This window comes from Leifsonia sp. (assembly GCF_051955155.1).
In the GTDB taxonomy this organism is placed as follows: Bacteria; Actinomycetota; Actinomycetes; order Actinomycetales; family Microbacteriaceae; genus Leifsonia.
Window position 1 is genome coordinate 1 of sequence record NZ_JBQCGZ010000025.1, and the last position, 18,559, is coordinate 18,559.

Genomic DNA, 18,559 nt, shown 5'->3' on the forward strand with positions numbered 1-18,559 from the left:
GGACACCCGCCCCCGACCACAGAAAACCCGGCGATATGCGGGGGGAACCGCGCGTTTTTGCGTGGCGGCGGCGGCTGGGGGTCAGGTGAGGAGCCAGCGGACGGCGCGGGCGAGGATCTCGCGGTGGGTGGCGGAGTCGTAGGAGGCGGCGTCGTGGCCGAGGGCGTCGTAGACGATGCGGGCGGGGCCGTAGCGGCGGGTCCAGATCAGGGGGTGCTCGCGGCCGGCGTGCTCGTGGGAGGCGAGGGGCAGCACGCCGGGGGCGACGCGGAGGTCGGTGTAGCGCTCGTCGTCGACCTCGAAGTCGGCGAGGCCGGACACGATGGAGTGGCGGTCGGGATGGACGCGGATGCGGGCGCGGCCGTAGTCGGGATGGAAGCTGGTTCCGCGCACCCAGATCGCGCCGAGGATCTGCTCCCACTCCGGGATGCCGCGCAGCGAGGTCGCCGACACGTGCGAGGCGAGCAGCGGGGCGCCGCGGCCGAGGTGGGCGAGCAGGCCCTCGCGACCGCGCGCCTCCGCCTCGGGGGCGACGTCGCCGGCGCGCGCGGGGTCGCCGATGTTCACGACCAGCAGGTCGGGGGCGCCGTCCGGGTTCGCGAGGGCGGCCATCCGCTCGTCGACATCGCCGGAGACCTCCACGTCCAGGCCCTCGGCGCGGAGGATCGCTGCCAGGCGGTCCGACGTCTCCGCGAAGGGATGCCACGGGTCGGCGTAGCGGCCGGCGCCGCTCAGGATCAGCGCGCGCATCAGGCCTCCCGTTCCAGCACCCGCCGGAAGGCGTAGTGCGCGTTCGCGAACACGGGGTAGAGCAGCAGCCCCGGCGCGAGCGCGCCGAGCACGGGCTGCATCAGCAGCGCCACGACGATCAGGCCGAGCAGGACCAGCGCGAGCACGCTGCTGTACCAGCGGCGCACGGAGAGGTACAGCGCCGCCTTCGCGGTCGCCCGCAGCGACGCCGACGCGAACACCGTGAGGCCGGCGATCGTCGTGACGGCCGTCACCACGGCGAGCAGGGCGACCACCAGCAGCGTCGGGCCGAGCAGCACGGCCCAGACGGTGCCGCCGACGATCGCGCCGTCGTAGAGTACGAAGCCGACGACGAGCACGGCCGCCAGGCCCGCGAGCGCGGCAGCGCCGCCGCGGCGGCGGTAGCCGTGCCAGAACGCGGCGAACGGGCGCGGCTGCCCCTCCCCCATGCTCCGGTACACCTCGAAGGCGCCGGCCAGCGACGGGGCGACGGTCAGCGAGAGCACCAGGAGCAGCGGCCACGCCTGCAGCAGGTCGCGCGCGACGAGCAGCATCACCGCGAGCGGCAGGTTCGCGAGCACCAGCAGCACGTCCACCATGAGGATCGCGTAGGCGTAGCCGAAGATCGTGTCCAGCGTCTCGTGCCGCAGCCGGAACAGCCCGCGCGGCGCCCGTGTCGTCGTCCCGCTCATCCCTTCATCCCGCTCGTCGCGATGCCGGCGATGAAGTAGCGCTGGCCGGCCAGGAAGATCACCAGGATCGGGATGATCGAGATCACCGACCCGGTCATGATCATGGCGTACTGCGCAGAGTACTGGCCGATGAACGAGCGCAGGCCGATCTGCACCGTCCACAGCTCGTTGCTCGACAAGTAGATGAACGGCCCCATGTAGTCGTTCCAGGTGTTCACGAAGGTGAGCAGCGCCAGCGAGGCGAGCGCGGGCTTCGACAGCGGCAGGATGATGCGCGCCCAGATGCCGTAGTCGCTCAGGCCGTCGATGCGGGCGGCCTCGTTGAGCTCGTCCGGGATGGTCATGTAGTACTGGCGCATCAGGAAGACGCCGAACGCGCTGAACGCCTGCAGCAGGATCAGGGCGGTGAACGTGTTCGTGAGCCCCGCCTTCTGCATCATGATGTACTGCGGGATCATGTACGCCTGCCACGGCACGGCGATCGTGGCGATGTAGGCGAGGAACAGCGCATCCCTGCCGGGGAAGCGCACCTTGGAGAAGCCGTACGCGGCGAAGCTGCCCGTGATGACCTGCAGCGCGGTGATGACGACCGCGAGCAGGGCGGAGTTCGCCAGGTAGCCGCCCATCGGGACGGCCGTCCAGATGTTCGCGTAGTTGCTGAAGACGAACTCCTTCGGGATCCACTGCACCGGGACGGTCAGCACCTCGTTGTCGTGCTTGAGCGACGAGGACAGCATCCACAGGAACGGCAGCAGCACGATCACCAGCAGCACGACGAGCAGCAGGTACATCGCCGCGCGGCCGAGCCGGGTGCGCACACGCGGGCGACGGCCGCCGGTGCGGCGCGGCGCGTCCGGCCGCAGCGGGCCGGTCTCGAGCTCCTGGGCGAGGTCGGTGGTGAGAGTCGACATCAGCGCTCCCGTCTCTGCTGGATGCGGAACTGGAAGACCGTCACGAGCAGGACGATCAGGAACAGGACGAGCGAGATCGCGGACGAGTAGCCGAACTCGCCGTTGATGATGCCGTCCTGGTAGATGAGCTGGGAGAGCACGAGCGTCGCCCGGCCGGGACCGCCCTGCGTCATCACGAAGATCAGGTCGAACACCTTGAAGCTGGAGACGCTGAGCAGCACGAGCACCAGGAACGTCGTCGGGCGCAGCGAGGGCAGGGTCACGTTCCAGAACGAACGCCAGTGGCCGGCCCCGTCCATCTGCGCCGCCTCGTAGTACTCGCGCGGGATCGCCTGGAGCCCGGCGAGGAAGAGCACCATGTAGTAGCCCATGTCGCGCCAGACGCTCGTGATGATCACGGCGGGGAGCGCCCAGGTGGTGCTCGCGGTCCAGCCGGGCGGGTTCGCGACGCCGATGGCGTGCAGGAACTGATTGATCGGCCCGCTGGTCGGGTCGAACAGCATGTTCCAGACGATCGCGATGGCGACCAGCGAGGTGATGTACGGGAAGAAGATCGCGACGCGGAAGAACGCGATGCCGCGCAGCTTCTGGTTCAGCAGCAGCGCGAGCCCCAGCGAGAACGCCAGGGTGAGCGGCACGTGGCCGATCGCATACAGGACGGTGTTGCTGAGCGCGACGCGGAAGTCGTCGTCGCGGAACAGCCGGGCGAAGTTGGCGAGCCCGGCCCAGGTCGGCGGGTTGTACGCATCCCAGTTCATGAACGCCAGCACGAAGGCGGCGATCACGGGGACCAGGGTGAACAGCGCGAAGCCGAGGAAGTTCGGCAGGATGAAGCTCCAGCCGATCAGGGTGCTCCTGCGCCTGAGGGACCGCGGGCTGCGCCGGGGCGGCGTCGCCTCGGCCGTTTTCGGTCGTTCGGTGATGGTGGTCATGATCTCGGCTCCGCCCGCGGCGGCGCGACTCCGTTCTCTCCGTCGAGGGACGGCGCGGCGGGACCGGGGAGCCGGCCCCACCGCACCGTGCGGATGCTACTGGTGAAGAACGTCGGACTTCACCCGGGACGCCATCTCCGCGGTGGCGTCGGCGACCGACTTGCTGCCGGTCATGATCAGCTGGTGCTCCTGGTTGAGCACGGTCCCGATCGCCGCGGCGTTCGGGCCGGTGGGGCCGTCCGGCAGGATGGTGTCCGGCGTGAACGTCTTCTTGGAGAGCGCGTCGGAGGGCATCCCGTCGAGGCCGAAGTACTGCTTGGTGATCTCGTCGCTGTGGTAGGCGGGGACGATGCCGACGCCGGCGACGGCCTTGGCGCCGTCCGGGCCGGCGGCGAACGCGAGGAACTTCTTCGCCGCGTCCTGGTTCTTCGAGTTCTTGTTGACGCCGAACCCGGTCGGGCCGCCCATCGTGGTGATCTTCGTGCCGGACTCCAGCTGCGGGACGGGCGCGATGCCCCAGTCGACGTCGGTCGCGCCAGCCTTCTCGTCGGCGAGCAGCGGAGCGATCAGCCAGGTGCCCATCGGCACCATCGCCGCCTTGCCCTTCTCGAACATGTCCTTGTACTGCACCTGCTGGCTGTTCGCGGTGGCCCAGTCCATGATCGAGCCGGCCTTCTGCATGCCGAGCGTCAGGTTGTACTGGTCGGTCATCCACGAGTAGTCGGGGTCGTCGTAGCTCTTGCCCTGCTGGGCGGCGGCATAGCCCTGCACCAGGGAGTTCCAGGTGTGGATGTACGCGCCGTAGACCTTGTCGGCGCCGCTGCCCTTCGTCAGCTTCTTCGCGTCCTCGGCGAACTGCTCCCAGGTGAGGTTCTCCGGGTCGGCGACGCCCGCGTCGGCGAACATCTTCTTGTTGTAGTAGAGGACGGAGAAGTCCTGGCGGTACGGAACCGCGTAGTAGGCGCCGTCCGTCTTGTAGCTGTCCGTGGCGGGGATGTCGGCGGTGGGCAGGCCCTTGACGACATCCGCGACGTCCACGAGCTGCTTCTTCTGCGCGTAACCGGCATAGTCGGTCAGGTTCTTCACGGTGATGATGTCGGTGCTGTCGCCGCCGGCCAGCATCGTCGTGATCTTGTCCTCGTAGTTGGCGGCCAGGATGTCGACGGGCTGGATGGTGATGGACGGGTTCGCCTTCTCGAACGCACTGAACAGCGCGCCGAACTCCGGGGTCTGCTGCAGGTTCCAGACGGCGACGCGCAGGGTGGTCTTCCCTCCGCTGCCTCCGGAGCCGCCGGAGCCGGTGCCCGCGCAGCCGGCGAGGGCGAGCGCGAGCGCGGCCGCCGTTGCGCCTGCCGCGATCAGTGAGCGTTTCATGTCGGATGAACTCCTTTGTTTATCGGTGAAGGGGTGGGCTGATGTCCGGGTCAGGCGCTCAGGCGCAGGCCCTCGCTGGTGATCTCGTCGAGCAGCGGCTGGCCGGCGACGTAGCGTTCGAGCTCGTCGAGCGCGGCGTCCGTCATCCGGTGCAGCTCGGAGCCGAGCGAGCCGGCCAGGTGCGGGGTGACGAAGACGTTGGGGAGGCGGTAGAGCAGGGAGTCCGCCGGCAGCGGCTCGGGGTCGGTGACGTCCAGGATGGCGTTCAGGCGTCCGGACGCGCACTCGCGTTCGAGGGCGGCGGTGTCCACCAGGCTGCCGCGCGCGGTGTTGATGAGCGTGGCGTGCGTGCGCAGGGCCGCCAGCTGCGGAGCCCCGATCATGTGCCGCGTCGACGGCAGGGCCGGTGCGTGCAGCGAGAGCACGTCCACGCGCGGCAGCAGCTCGTCGAGGGTGGCGGGGATGCCGCCGGCCGCGACGATCTCCACCGGGTCGGCGTACGGGTCGGAGACCAGGCAGGTGACGCCCTCCAGCTGCTGGACGAGGTCGACGACGCGTCGCCCCACGCGGCTGAAGCCGACGACGCCGATGGTCCGCTCCAGGTTGGAGAGCTCGCCGAAGCGGCTGATCTGCAGCCCGTGGTCGCGGCGCACCTCGGGGTCGGCCGCGATGAACGGCGCCTTCTTGCCGGCGAAGATGATGGCGGCGAGGGTGAACTCGGCCACCGGCACGGCGTTCGCCTCGGCGACCGAGGTCGCCCGGATGCCGCGCTCCCAGAACTCCGGCGTCACCTGGGAACGGACGCTCCCCGCGCAGTGCAGCATCGCGCGCAGCCGCGGCATCCGGTCGAGGCGCTCGGCGTCCAGGGGCGGGGCTCCCCAGCCGGTCAGCAGCACCTCGACGGTGGCCAGCCGGGCGGCGAGCGACGGGTCGTCGAGGTCGTCGGTGAACACGGGGTCCGGCACGTGCGCCAGCCGGCGCAGCCGCGCCAGCCGGGTGGCGTCGAACTGACGCGGATACACGTCGCGCGCCATCACCACGAGCGCTTCTGGGGTGTTCTTGTCGGTCATCGCCGCCGAGTCCAGCCTTTCCCTCGCGCGGCGCTCCGCGGGTCGTTGCGCCGTCGCGAGACTCAGTACATACTCAGACGCGTCACAAACAAACTAATCGTTCACAATCGAACAGATACAGACACAAAACGCTACTCGAGGAGGCATCGGTGCCGAACCGCTCGCAGACCGAGACCAGCCCGGACGCCCCCGAGGACGCGTTCTCCCGCGTGAGCGCGCACACCGCCCCTCCGGCCGGCGCCGAGCCGGTCGCGACCGCGTTCGACGGGCCGCTGTTCCGGCACTGGGGGGACGGGATGCGCGAGCCGGCGCTCCGCAGCGCCTTCCGCGCGGCGGGTGCGGACGGGCTGCGCCGCCGCAGCGGCATCCCTTCCTCCGGAGACCGGGAGGTCTGGGACGCGGTCGATCCGTTCACGATCGAACAGCTGCGCATCGACGCCGAGGCCGGGCTCGGGCGGCCCTGGCCCGACGTGACCGCCTCGCTGTTCGCCCGGTATGCGCGCGACGGCGACCGCGAGCACTACGAGGCCGCCGTCTACGCCCGCCAGGAGCGGCTCACCAGGGCGGTGCTGCTCGCGGCCGTCACACGCGAGGCGCGCTGGGTCGACGAGGCGGCGGACGGCGCGATCGTCCTCTGCGAGCAGAGCACCTGGTCCCTCTCGGCGCACGACGACGCGCACGCGCGCCGCGGCTTCGTCGTCCCGGACGCCGCCTCCCCGTACGTCGACCTGTGGGCGGGCGAGATCGTGGCGCAGCTCGCGGTGGCCGACCGGGTGCTCGGCGAGGAGTGGGAGCGCAGCTGGCCCGGCGTCCGCGAGCGCCTCCGGCACGAGGCCGAGCTGCGCGTGTTCGCCCCGTTCGAGACGCGGGACGACTTCTGGTGGCTCGGCTACTGGCGCGAGGTCAACAACTGGAACCCGTGGATCCTGGGCAACGTGCTGCTCGCGGCGGTGCTGCTGCTCGAGGACCCGGAGCGGGTGGCGCGGCTGACCGCGCGCGCGCTCGACAGCCTGGACCGCTACGTGGCGACGCTGCCGGCGGACGGCGCGATCGACGAGGGCGTCGCCTACTGGTGGAACGGCGCGGGGCGGATGCTGGAGCTGCTGGCCCTGGTGTCCCAGCTGACCGACGGCGCGCTCGATGCGGCCTCCCTGCCGCTCATCGCGGAGGTGCTGCGGTTCCCGATGCGGATGCAGCTCGGCGACGACTGGTACGTGAACGTCGCCGACGGCTGGGCGCGCAGCCGGGGCGGCGAGCCGTGGCAGCTGCCGTTCCGCTGGGGGCGGCGGACGGGCGACGCGCGGGTGGCCGACTGGGCGAGCGGGGGCAGACGACCGGGAACACCGGTCGCACCCGTGAAGGGCGGCCTGCCGCGCTTCGTGCGGGCCGTCGCCGACCCGGAGTGGCGGGACGCCGTCCCTGCCGCCCCGCCGCTCCCCCGCTCGGTGTGGCTGCCGTCGGTGCAGCTGCTGGTCCGCCGCGGGCACGTGGGAGACGCGTCCGGGCTGACCCTGGCGGCGAAGGGCGGCAGCAACGACGAGAACCACAACCACAAGGACCTCGGCTCGTTCATCGTCGCCGCGGGCGGCCGGCCGCTGCTCGTGGACGTCGGCAAGCCGACCTACACGCGCCAGACGTTCAGCCCCGAGCGCTACGGCATCCGGGCGATGCAGAGCGGCTGGCACAACGCGCCCGCCCCGCGCGGGCTCGAGCAGGGCGAGGGGCCGGCCTTCTCCGCCCGGGTGCTCACGGCTCCCGCGGGCGAACCGGGGGCGGCCGAGGCCGACGGGGACGCGTTCGCGCTGGATCTGACGGGCGCGTACCCGCTGGCGGCCGGCGAGGAGTGGACGCGCGCCTTCCGGTTCGACGCCGGGCGGATCGAGGTCACCGACTCCTGGCGGCTGCGACCGGAAGCGGACGTGCCGGCCGCCGTCCTGCACGTCGTCGCCGCCGGCGAGGTCCGCGTCGACGGCGACCGCGTGCTCGTGACCGCCGATGGCGCCGGCATCGCCATCGCGGCCGAAGGGATCATCCCCTCGCTCGAGGAGTGGCGGCTGGACGACCCGGAACTGTCCGGCGTGTGGGGCGAGCGCCTGACCCGCCTCCGCTACCGCCTGCCCCAGGCGGAAGGGAGCATCACGATGACCGTCGAGGAGCTGCGATGAGCGCCAGGGAGCCGCTGTACTCGGTGCAGCGCAGGGAGCGGATCATGGACGAGCTGCGCGAGCACGGCGCGGTGAGCGTCAGCGTGCTCGCCGCGCAGCTCGGCGTCAGCGAGCTGACCGTCCGCCGCGACATCAACACGCTCGCGCAGCAGGGCCTGGTCACCAGGGTGCACGGCGGCGCGACGCTGCGCAGCTCGCTGGACACCGGGATGCGGTCCACAGCGGCGCCGCTCCCCGCCAAGTACACGATCGGCATGGTGGTGCCCTCGCTCGACTACTACTGGCCGCCGATCGTGCACGGCGCCCGCGCGCAGGCCGCGCAGCTGCGCGCGTCCCTGCTGCTGCGCGCCTCCACATACGACTCCCGCGACAACCGCCGCCAGGTGGAGGCGCTGCTGAAGACCCCGGGGCTGCACGGCCTGATCGTCGCCCCCGACACGCTCGGCGACGACGCGATCGAGACGCTGCGCTGGCTCGACTCCCTGCCGGTGCCGGTCGTCCTCGCCGAGCGCCGCGTGCGCACGGCCGCGGCGGCCAGGCGGCTGGACTCGGTCGCCTCCGACCACACCGCGGGCGCCGCGCTCGCCGTTCACCACCTGCACGAGGTCGGGCACACCCGCATCGGCCTGTTCATCGAGAGCGAGAACCCCACCGGGCGGTACGTGCGGCGGGGCTGGAGCTCCGCCCTCGACTCGCTCGGGCTGCCCACCGACGTCGCGATGCTGCACGGCATCCGCTTCGACGCCCCAGGCAGGGAGGAGGCGATGGACGACGCGCTCGCGCTGCTGAAGAGCACGGGGACGACGGCGGTCATCGTGCTGCCGGACCCGCAGGCGATCGCACTGGAGCAGCACGCGCTCGACCGCGGCGTGCGGGTGCCGCACGACCTGGCGATCGTGGCGTACGACGACGACGTGGCCCGGTTCGGCGACCCGGCGATCACCGCAGTGCGCCCGCCCAAGGAGTTCGTCGGCCGCGAGGCGGTCAGCCTGCTGATCGCCCGGCTGGAGGCGGGCAGCAGCAGGCCCGCCTACCGCGTGACGCTCAGTCCCGAACTGCACGTGCGGCAGTCGACGCTGCCGGCGTCGATCGATGCCGCCGGAACCGCTGGAACCGCCGTCGAAGGAGACCAGACCGCATGACACCGTCCGACCCCGCCCCGACCGCCATCGCCGCGCTCGACCTCCCGCCGGAGGACAGGACGCTGTCCCCGTACACCGGCTGGACGCGCGAGCACTGGGCGGCGGTGGCCGACCACCTGCTGCGCTCGCTCCGGCCCTGCTTCTCGCCGACCCGCAGCCGCGTGCTGCTGCCCGGCATCACCAGCTCGCACGGCTCCGACAGCGACGGGCTGGAGGGCTTCGCGCGCTCGTTCCTGCTCTACGCCTTCCGCACCCGCGGCGAGCGCGGCGCCGACCCCCACGGCTTCACCGAGTGGTACCGGGACGGCCTCGCCGCCGGCTGCGACCCGGCGAACCCGGAGCGCTGGCCGCTGCCGAGCGCGGTCGGGCAGGCGAAGGTGGAGGCCGCATCCATCGCCCTCGGCCTGCAGCTGACCCGGCCGTGGCTGTGGGACACGCTCTCGGCGAAGGCGCAGGGCGACATCGTCGCGTGGCTCGCCGACGCGCCGGGCGGCTGGTACCCGGACAACAACTGGCTGTGGTTCCGGATCACGGTGGAGACGTTCCTGGCGTCGGTCGGCGGCCCGCACGATCCCGGCCGGATCGCCGCGGACCTCGCGACGCTCGAGTCATACTTCCGCACCGACGGCTGGTACTCCGACGGCCCGCTGCGGGCGTTCGACTACTACTGCGGCTGGGCGATGCAGCTCTACCCACTGCTGTGGACCGCGTCCGACGGCGCCGACCGGTTCGGCGCCTCCGCGCTGGAGCCGGTGTTCCGCGGTCGGCTGGAGCGCTTCCTGGACGACCACGTCGCGTTGATCGGCGCGGACGGCCTGCCGGTGCTGCAGGGCCGCAGCCTGATCTACCGGTTCGCGGCGGCGGCCCCGCTCTGGATGGGCGCGATCACCGGCGCGACCGACCTGCCCGCCGGGGTGCTCCGCCGCGGCGCCTCCGGGATGCTGAAGGCGTTCCTCGATCGGGGCGCGGTGGACCAGCGCGGCCTGCTGTCGGTCGGGCTGTTCGGCGAGTGGCCGGCGATGGCGCAGTCCTACTCCGGCTCCGGGTCGCCGTACTGGGCGTCGAAGGGCTTCCTCGGCCTCGCTCTGCCCGCCGATCACGAGGTGTGGACGGCAGCGGAGGAGCCGCTTCCGGTCGAGCGCGGCGATGTGCGCCGGCTGATCCGGCCCGCGGGCTGGATCGTGAGCGGCACGGTCGCCGACGGCGTCGTCCGGCTGGTCAACCACGGCACCGACCACGGGCTGCCGGGCGAGGCAACGGCGGACTCGCCGCTGTACGCGCGCCTCGGCTACTCCTCGGCGACGCTCCCCCCGCTCACCGGCGCGACGGTGACCTCGCCCGTCGACAACGCGATCGGCGCGGTGGACGCCGCCGGGCGCACGACCAACCGGTCCGGGTTCGAGGCCGGCGCGATCGGCGACGACGGCGTCGCCGCGTTCGCGGTCTCCACGGCGCGCACGCACTGGGTGGACGCCGGCGACGACGCCGGCCCCGACCACGGCTCGGGCCGGACCGGCCGGGTGACCGACGGGCCGGTGCTGCGCACCGCGTCCGTGGTGCGCGGGCCGTGGGAGGTGCGCGTCACCCGGCGGCTGCCGGACGCCGGCGCCGGCGCGCCCGTGCTGCTGCGGGCGAGCGGCTGGCCGCTCAGCGGGGCCGGTCCCGCGCGCGTCGCGGACGTGCCGGACACCGGGATGGGGCTGCTGGAGCTCGACGGGACGTTCGCGGGGCTGTTCGTGCTGACCGGCGACGCGCGCGTCCGCAGCCACGAGGAGCGCGGCACGTCGCCGATCGGGGCGGTCACGACGGTCGCGTGGGCCGAGTTCGACGGCGTCGGGGTGGACGACGTGATCGCGGTGGCCGTGCACCTCGGCCGCATCGTGCCCGCGGGCGCGCCCACCGTCGAGATCGTGCGGGGCTCCGGCGGCGGGGCGACCGCCCTGGTGCGCTGGGCGGACGGGCCCGTGACCAGCGTCGCCGTCTGAGCCCCCTCCGGCCGACATTTGTGCCAAATAGCGGCTCCGCCCGCGGTGGCAGCCGACATTTGGCGCAAATGTAGCCGCGGCCGGGCGGGCTGCTCAGTCGGCGGCGTGGCGGCCGCGGGGGCGCTGCTGCGCGGCGAGGCGGCCGTCGTGCAGCTCGACGACGCGGTCGGCGCGGGCCATCAGCAGCGGGTCGTGCGTGGTGACGACGGCCGCGACGCCGCCGCCGTGCACCAGGTCGACCAGCAGGTCCATGATCGCGCGGCCGGTCACGCTATCCAGTTGGCCGGTCGGCTCGTCCGCGAACAGCAGCGGAGGGTCGGCGGCCAGCGCCCTGGCGATCCCGACCCGCTGCTGCTGGCCGCCGGAGAGCTCCGTCGGCCGCTGCCTGGCGTGCGCGGCGAGACCGACCCGGTCGAGCAGCTCGGCGACGCGCGCGTCCCGCTCCGCCTGCGGGGTCTCCAGCAGCCGCAGCGGGATCTCCACGTTCTCGGCGGCGGACAGCACCGGGATGAGGCCGAACGCCTGGAAGACGACGCCGGTGCTGCGGCGGCGCAGGCGCACCAGCTCCGCCTCGTCCGCCGTCGTCAGGTCCACCCCGTCGAGCACGACCCGGCCGGAGGTGGGCCGGTCCAGCCCGCTCAGCACGTTGAGCAGCGTCGTCTTGCCGGAGCCGGACCGGCCCTTCACCACCACCAGCTCGCCGGGATGCACGGCGAGCGACGCGTCGGCGAGCGCCACGACCGGGCCCGCGGCGGTCTCGAAGACCCGGCCGATCCCCTCCGCGGTCAGGATGGGCTGCACCGCCCCTGCGTCGTCGCGCTCCAGGATGCTCTCAGCGGTCGTCATCGGCGTCCTCCTCCCCCTGCGCGTGCGGCCACACGCCGACGTGGTCCGGCTCGAGCGCGAGCCGGACGCGCTCGCGCATGCCGAGCGTTGTCAGGTACTCCTGCGGCAGCTGCAGCCGGCCCACCCTGTCCAGCACCGCGAACTCCTCGGCGACGACATGCTCGTCGCCCTCGGCGGTGACGCCGCGCCTGCGCAGCACCTCGGTGGAGGTGCGGCCGTCGCGGATCTGCACCGTGCGGGCGACGTGATCGGACACGGCGGGGTCGTGCGTGACGATCAGCGTCGTCACGCCCAGCTCGCGGTTGACACCGCGCATCGCCTCCAGCACCTCGGCGCTCGTCGCCTCGTCCAGCTCCCCGGTCGGCTCGTCGGCGAGCAGCACGCGCGGGTCGTTGGCGAGCCCGACGGCGATCGCGACGCGCTGCTGCTCGCCGCCGCTCATCTCCGTGGGCAGGCGGTCGGCGCAGTGCGACACCTCGAGCAGGTCGAGCAGCTCGGCGGAGCGGCGCTCGCGATCGGGCGTGCGGGCGAGGGACATGGTCAGCGCGATGTTCTCGCGCGCCGTCAGGTAGCCGAGCAGATTGCGCGAGGTCTGCTGCCAGACGAAGCCGACGGTGTGCCTGCGGTAGTCCACCCGCTCCCGGGCGGACAGCGCGAGCAGGTCGCGGCCGGCGACCGACACCTGCCCGGCGGTCGGCGTGTCCAGCCCGGAGAGGATGCCGAGCAGCGTCGACTTGCCGGAGCCGGAGGCGCCGACGATGGCGACGAGCTCGCCCGCGTCCACGCGCAGCGTCAGCCCCTGCAGGGCCTGCACCTCGACGCCGTCCGCGGTGAAGATGCGCACCAGGTCGGCGCAGCGGATCGACGCGTCGGCCCTGGCGGTCTCGGTCACGGTTCCCATTCTCGCCTCATCCCCCTCCTGTGGTCCTCAGCACGGCCGCGGGCGACGCCCGGCGCGCTCCGGCGAGCGCCACCAGCGTCGCGACGGCGGCAACCGCCGCGAAGCCCGCGAGGGCCGCGACGATCAGCACCGGGTCCCTGACGATCTCCGGCTGCACCGGGCTGCCCGTGAAACCGCGCAGGTCGAGCGGCCCGAGCACGACGGCGGGCAGCGCCAGGCCGACCGCCGCACCCGCGACGAGGCCGACGACCAGCACGGGCCCGAGCTCCCAGGCCAGCACGCCCGCGGTCTGCCGCGAGCTGAAGCCGATGGTGCGCAGCGTGGCGACCAGGCGGATGCGCGCTGCGGTGTTCATCACCAGGGTGAGTAGCAGCGCGCCGACGCAGAGCAGCACGGTGAGCAGGATCGACAGCAGCGCAACGGTCTCCGTCCCGGCGACGAGCGGCGACGCGCGCAGGGCCGCGCGCTCGGCGACCGCGTCCCCGACCGTCGCGCCCTGCCCGCCGATCCGCGCGAGTTCCGCGTGCACGCGCGACGCGTCGGCGCCGGGCGCGAGCGAGACGAGAACGGTCTGCGGTGCGCCCGTGACCTCGCTGGAGGCCGGAAGCGTCGTGCGGTCGATGATGACCCAGGTGGCGTCGCGCAGGTACAGGCCGGGGGTGAAGTCCAGTTCCGTCACGCCCAGGTGCACATTGGTGCCCTGGCCGACGATCAGGGCGCTCGTCACCGGGATGCGGCTGTCCCAGCCGCCGAGGATGGCGCCGGTGCGGCCGGGGATCACGTCGGTGAGCGCGGCCGACATCCGGGCGGAGGCCGGGACGTCGCGCTGCACCGCTGCCAGCTGCTTCGGGTCGACCAGGTAGCCGGAGACGAACTGGGTTCGCCCGGACACGCTGACGCCGACGCCGCCGGCGAACTCCACGGTCGCGGTTCCGGCGATGCCGGGGATCCGCTCGATCGCCCGCAGCTGGGCGTCGCTGAGGGTGGCCGCCGCGGTCACCGACAGGTCGGCGCCGACCCTGGCCCTGGCGCCGCCGTCCAGCCCGCTGCGCTCGGTGGCGAGAACGCTGACCGAGAACAGCGCGATGCTGACGCCGGCGATGAGCGCGAACACCGGCCAGAGCACCCCGGCGTGCGAGCCGCGCGCTCCGGAGGCGCCGAGCAGCGCGACCGCTCCCCTGCCGCGCCGGAACGCGCCGGCCAGCCAGCCGAGCGGGAACACCGTGACGCGCAGCACGAGGACGCATGCCGCGAGCGCGACGAGCACCGGGGTGAGCGCGGCGAGCGGGTCGACCTGAAGGCCGGTCCCCGCCGGCTCCAGCCCGCGGCGGCTGAGCAGCACCACGCTCAGCACCGCGAGTCCGACGACGACGACCTCGGCCACCCACGCCCAGCGCGGCCGTCGCGGTGCGGCGACCGAGGGCGTGAGGGAGCCGGCGGCGAGCACGAGCGCGAGCGGCGGCAGCGCTGCGCACAGCACCGCGAGCGCGACCGGCAGCGCCACCGGCACGGCGCCCGGCGTCACCAGGAGCGCGATGCCGAGGCCGAGCGCGGCGGCGGGGACGGACGCGAGCGCCGCGTCCAGCGCCAGGCTCCTGCGCAGCCGGCTGGGGGAGGCGCCGCGCGCCGCCATCAGCGTCAGCGCGTCCCTGCGCCTGGTCACCACCAGGCGAGCGCCGAGCGCGAGCACGGTGAGGGCGACGACGAGCGGTCCGGCGGCGAGGATCGCGAACAGCGTGTTGGCGGGCTGCGCCCGCACCTGGAATCCGTCGAGCGGGCGCTGCAGGCTGGTCGCGAAGGTGAGCGGCACCGAGACCGGGCCCACGGTGGCGACGGGCGGCGAGGCCAGGTAGCCGCCCACGGCCGCGCGCACGGCAGGCAACCCCTCCACCGTGAACCGGTCGGGGAGCACCGGGTACCAGATCAGCGCCGCGGTCTCGTCGGCGCGGGCGGCGAGCACCGGCCAGGAGGCGGCGTCCGGCCAGACCACCGCCCCGTAGTCCTTCCCCGCATCGCCGCCGTCGACGTAGTGACCCTTCGCGCGCACGGCGTCGAGGTCCCAGAAGTCGGCGGAGGGATCCCTGGGCTCGACCAGACCGGTCAGCTTCAGGCGGATGCCGTCGGCGATGCCGGCGCGACGCTCCTGCCCCAGCGACCAGCCCATCAGCTCCGCTGCCTCCCGTGTCATCGCCACCGGGACGACCGCGTCTGCCGCGAGCGGCCCCGCGACCGGCGCCGGCCAGGAGCCGTCGACCAGTCGCGCCGCCGTGCGCAGTCCCCGATACGCCTCGATCGTGGCGGAGTACCTGCTGTTGGACGCCGCGCCGGCGGGAGGCGTGACCTGCGCGCCCGCGCGGGCGGCGACGTCGCCCGGCGCGGTGACCGCGCGCAGCGGCGGCTTCATCCGCTCCCTGGCCGCGGCCGCCGTCGCCGGCAGCGCCCTCCAGACGGCGACGGGATCGAGCACAGGGCCGAACCCGGTGTTCCCCGCCTGGATCGCGGTGGAGAAGTCGCGCCCGCCCGCCCCGGCCTGCGCGAGCTCGTGGCGCAACTCGGCGGTCAGCAGCGAGCTCGCGATCCGCGGCCACGCGCACAGCGCGGTGGAGGTGATCAGCGCGACGACCGCGAGCAGGAGCAGTCCGCCGCGGAAGGCGCGCAGCGACCGGACGGCGAGGCCGGCGTCGGAAAGCCGGGAGACGCGGCCGGTCATCGGGTCTCCTCCCGGTACGCGGTGTCGGCCGCCTGCCTGCGGACCGCAGAGCCGTAGCCCCAGACGGCGACGGCGACGGCCGCGACGAGCGCGAGCAGCCCGGCCGCCATCCCCGCCGGGTCGAGCGTTCCCCGCACCGAGAGCGTGGCCGGGGCGGTGACCACCGAGAGCCTGGCCAGGGTATTGCCGACGAGCAGCACGACGACGATGCCGCCGAGCAGGCCGAAGACGCCGGCGGCGACGGAGACCCCGATCACCTCGAGCCGGCGCGCGCCCGCCTGCTGCCGGCCGGAGAGCCCGACGGCGCGCAGCACGATCACCTCGCCGCGGCGGCGTCGCAGCGCGGAGGCGATCGCGGCGGCGACGGCGGCGACGGCCAGCAGGGCGCAGCCGGCGGCGCCGAGCCACGTGCTCAGCACGGCGCCGGAGAGGAAGCGCGAGACGAACGCACCGGACGCCGTGGAGACCACAGCGTCTGCTCCCGCCTCCGCGCGCGCCCGCCCCGCGATCGCCTCGGTGTCCGCTCCGCCCGCTCCCGTCAGCAGGATCGCGCCCGCGCGCGTGACCGAGGGCGAGGTGCGCAGCAGCTGCTCGCCGAGCGCAGGGAGGTCGGCGAACACCGCTCGCTCGGAGGAGGTGCCGGGCAGGGCGGGGACGATCGCGGCGACGACGCCGGAGATGCCGCCGACCGGGCTGCTCAGCTCGATGCGCTGACCGGGCTCGAGCGCGTCGTCCGCGGCGAGCGCACCCGTGACGGCGAGCGGGAGCGGGGCGTCGGAGGCGGCGGGGAGGAAGCGCACCGACGCATTCCCGTCGAGGTATGCGGCGGTCGCGGCCAGGGCTCCCGCGGCGCGGAAGGTGCCGGAGGAGCCGAACGCGGCGGGGGCGAGCACCCACGAGCGGGCCTCGGCCGGCAGTCCGGAGATCGTCGTCTCGACGTTCGCGGCGCCGCCCGGCGCGGAATCGACGGCGACGTCGACGGCGACGAGCCGCCAGGACGCGCCGGCAGGGACACGGAGCGGGGCGGTCCCGCCCGTCGCGGGCGCCGCGGCCACGGGGACGACCTCGCCGGCGGCGTCGGCGAACCAGCCCGTGACGCCGGTCGCCGTGGCCTTTCCGCCCGAGGTGCCGACGCGGACGGCGACGGGAACGGTGCCCGTCACCTCCGGGCCGGTGAGCGCGTCCTTCACGGCGACCTTCGCGGCCAGCCGCTGCGTGTCGAGCAGGTAGCCGCCGACCGGGACGAGCGCGGGCAGCCGGGCGGCGTCCGCCGCGACGACGGCGACGTCCGTGTCGCCCACCGTGCCGTCGTCCACGATCGCGGGCGAGACGGCGCCCACGCCGGGGAGGCGGCCGAGACGCTCGGCGCCGGACACGTCGTCCGCGCCGCGCGGGCTGCCGCTCACGCCCAGGTCGACGCGCACGGCGGCGCCGTTCACGAGCAGCGCGGAGTCGCGCAGGAAGCCGCCGAACGTGCCGGCGTACCCGGCGGCGAAGGTGATGGCGCCGACGGCGAGCACTATCAGGGCGACCGGTCCCGCGAACAGGCCGACGCCGCGACCGACCTGGCGGGCGGGCAGCACGCCGGCGACGCCGCGACCGCGGCCGGCGATGCGCTCGACCGCCGCGGCCGCCGGGCCGAACAGCAGCAGCCCGAGCAGCGCGATCGCGCAGAGCACGGCCGCGGGGGCGACGACGCCGGCCGGGTCGACCGCGGTGCCGCCTGCTGCGGGCCCGAACGCGACGAAGCGCCACAGCGTCACCCCGGCGGCGATGACCGCGAGCACGGTCAGACCGCCGGAGACGACCGTGCGACCGCGCCCGGCCTCGACCGCGCCGGGGGCGTCGGTGATCGACCGTGCGGAGACGGCGACGGTGACCGTCGTCGCCGCGACGGCGGCCGCGAGCACGAGCAGGGGCGGCAGCAGCACATCCAGCACGCCGGAGGGCGGCGCGACCGTGGCCGCGAGCACGGCCTGCGCGATCCCCGAGCCGAGCAGAACGGCGACGACGGCGACGATCCCCGACTCGAGGGCCGTGGCGCGCGCGAGCGCGGGAACCGTGACCCCGCGGGAGCGCAGCAGCCGCGTCTCCACCCGCCGGGCGGCGGCGAGCAGCTGGGCGAGCAGCACGAGGGCGATCACCGAGCAGACGGCGAGCACCGCGAGCGGCACCGGGATGACGGCCTGCAGCGCGAGCACGGACCGCTGCATCGCGGCGACGGTCGCCGCCGCGCCTCCGGTCGCCGAGAACGGGCTGCTGCCCGCGACCGGGTCCTCGCCGAGCGCGTCGCCGATCCCGGTGAGCGCGTCATGCAGCCGCGGCAGCGCGGCGGCGGTGACCCGGCCGGCGTCCGGGGTGAGCGTCCACTGCGCGGTGATGCCGTCGCCGGCCGCCGACGCCGTCTTCCTGGACACGATCACGCGGCCGTCGGTGCCGCCGACTCCGCTGCCGACGCCGAGCCAGGCCGGCGCCGCCGCGTCGGCCGGCCGCCAGACGCCGGAGACGGTGACGCGCACCGGGCCGGAGGCGGCGGCGAAGGTCAGCGCGTCCCCCGGCTTCACGTCGTGCGCGCGGGCGAACGCGGAGTCGACAGCGGCCTGCCCCGCGCCGGGCGCACGTCCGGCGTCGAAGCGGACGCGGTCCGCGAGCGCGGGGTCGTCGACCAGCAGCAGCGCCGTCCCGCCGCCGGCGACCGGGGCGGACGGCACGAAGGACAGCGCGTCGACCGTCACGGGTGCCGTCCGGAACCGCGCGCCGATCACGGAGCGGACGGCCGCATCCTGGGCGGCGGGGTCGGAGGACGCCGCCGCCTGCAGCGCGAGCGAGGTGACCGCCGCCGGCTCCTGCTGGATGGTCGCGCGCACCGCCGCGTCCGGCGAGCGCAGCGCCAGCCCCGTCATCACGCTCGCGAGGACGGCGACGATGAGCACCACCAGCCCGGTCGCGGCCAGCGTCCCCGCCTGCGCGCGCGAGCGGAGCACCCAGAACGGGCGGACCCCGGCCCCCTGGCCCGACGATGCACGCACCCCCTCAACCTAATGCGTGCACGGCCGTCCGCTCGTGCGACGCGAGGGACGG

At 74.1% G+C, this 18,559-nt stretch carries 13 protein-coding genes; 3 read left to right on the forward strand and 10 right to left on the reverse strand.

Translation table 11 applies throughout. The annotated features are described in order from the left end of the window. Positions 1–81: 81 nt before the first annotated feature. The 6 genes from ACTHMF_RS02375 to ACTHMF_RS02400 all read right to left on the reverse strand — a co-directional run bounded on the left by ACTHMF_RS02375 (position 82) and on the right by ACTHMF_RS02400 (position 5,729). Positions 82–750, reverse strand: coding sequence for a ThuA domain-containing protein (locus ACTHMF_RS02375; RefSeq protein WP_440316146.1), 669 nt, complete (start codon positions 748–750; stop codon positions 82–84). After that, a complete protein-coding gene (locus ACTHMF_RS02380; protein WP_440316147.1) occupies positions 750–1,442 on the reverse strand; it encodes a DUF624 domain-containing protein in 693 nt (230 codons plus the stop codon). Before ACTHMF_RS02380 ends, ACTHMF_RS02375 begins: the two co-directional genes overlap by 1 nt. Further along, positions 1,439–2,353 carry a carbohydrate ABC transporter permease gene (locus tag ACTHMF_RS02385; RefSeq protein WP_440316148.1) on the reverse strand — a complete coding sequence of 305 codons (915 nt, stop codon included), beginning with the start codon at positions 2,351–2,353 and terminating at the stop codon, positions 1,439–1,441. Before ACTHMF_RS02385 ends, ACTHMF_RS02380 begins: the two co-directional genes overlap by 4 nt. Beyond that, positions 2,353–3,285, reverse strand: a complete 933-nt coding sequence (locus tag ACTHMF_RS02390) for a carbohydrate ABC transporter permease (protein ID WP_314148506.1) — start codon at positions 3,283–3,285, stop codon at positions 2,353–2,355. The genes ACTHMF_RS02385 and ACTHMF_RS02390 overlap by 1 nt, the downstream gene beginning before the upstream one ends. A gap of 96 nt (positions 3,286–3,381) precedes the next feature. After that, the gene (locus tag ACTHMF_RS02395; protein ID WP_440316149.1) at positions 3,382–4,659 is read right to left on the reverse strand and encodes an extracellular solute-binding protein; all 1,278 of its coding nucleotides are present in this window, start codon (positions 4,657–4,659) and stop codon (positions 3,382–3,384) included. 50 nt (positions 4,660–4,709) lie between these two features. Next, positions 4,710–5,729 carry a hydroxyacid dehydrogenase gene (locus ACTHMF_RS02400; protein ID WP_440316150.1) on the reverse strand — a complete coding sequence of 340 codons (1,020 nt, stop codon included), beginning with the start codon at positions 5,727–5,729 and terminating at the stop codon, positions 4,710–4,712. 149 nt (positions 5,730–5,878) lie between these two features. On the opposite strand from ACTHMF_RS02400, the gene ACTHMF_RS02405 reads away from it, so the two are divergent. From ACTHMF_RS02405 to ACTHMF_RS02415, 3 genes are read left to right on the forward strand one after another with little or no spacing between them, the layout of a single operon-like run. Continuing rightward, a complete protein-coding gene (locus tag ACTHMF_RS02405) occupies positions 5,879–7,894 on the forward strand; it encodes a heparinase II/III domain-containing protein (protein WP_440316151.1) in 2,016 nt (671 codons plus the stop codon). After that, positions 7,891–9,036 (forward strand): substrate-binding domain-containing protein, encoded by a 1,146-nt coding sequence (locus ACTHMF_RS02410; RefSeq protein WP_314148502.1) that lies wholly within the window; start codon positions 7,891–7,893, stop codon positions 9,034–9,036. Before ACTHMF_RS02405 ends, ACTHMF_RS02410 begins: the two co-directional genes overlap by 4 nt. After that, on the forward strand, positions 9,033–11,021 hold the full coding sequence (locus ACTHMF_RS02415; RefSeq protein WP_440316152.1) for a DUF2264 domain-containing protein: 1,989 nt from the start codon (positions 9,033–9,035) through the stop codon (positions 11,019–11,021). Before ACTHMF_RS02410 ends, ACTHMF_RS02415 begins: the two co-directional genes overlap by 4 nt. A 93-nt stretch (positions 11,022–11,114) precedes the next feature. On the opposite strand, the gene ACTHMF_RS02420 is transcribed toward ACTHMF_RS02415, so the two are convergent. Genes ACTHMF_RS02420 through ACTHMF_RS02435 form a run of 4 tightly spaced genes read right to left on the reverse strand, consistent with a single transcriptional unit; the run spans position 11,115 to position 18,507 of the window. Then, positions 11,115–11,867 (reverse strand): ABC transporter ATP-binding protein, encoded by a 753-nt coding sequence (locus ACTHMF_RS02420; protein ID WP_440316153.1) that lies wholly within the window; start codon positions 11,865–11,867, stop codon positions 11,115–11,117. Continuing rightward, a complete protein-coding gene (locus ACTHMF_RS02425; RefSeq protein WP_399553047.1) occupies positions 11,854–12,768 on the reverse strand; it encodes an ABC transporter ATP-binding protein in 915 nt (304 codons plus the stop codon). The genes ACTHMF_RS02420 and ACTHMF_RS02425 overlap by 14 nt, the downstream gene beginning before the upstream one ends. Positions 12,769–12,775: 7 nt before the next feature. Next, complete coding sequence (locus tag ACTHMF_RS02430; RefSeq protein ID WP_440316154.1) at positions 12,776–15,478, reverse strand: FtsX-like permease family protein; 2,703 nt, start codon at positions 15,476–15,478, stop codon at positions 12,776–12,778. Further along, a complete protein-coding gene (locus ACTHMF_RS02435; protein ID WP_440316156.1) occupies positions 15,475–18,507 on the reverse strand; it encodes an FtsX-like permease family protein in 3,033 nt (1,010 codons plus the stop codon). Before ACTHMF_RS02435 ends, ACTHMF_RS02430 begins: the two co-directional genes overlap by 4 nt. Positions 18,508–18,559 lie beyond the last annotated feature (52 nt).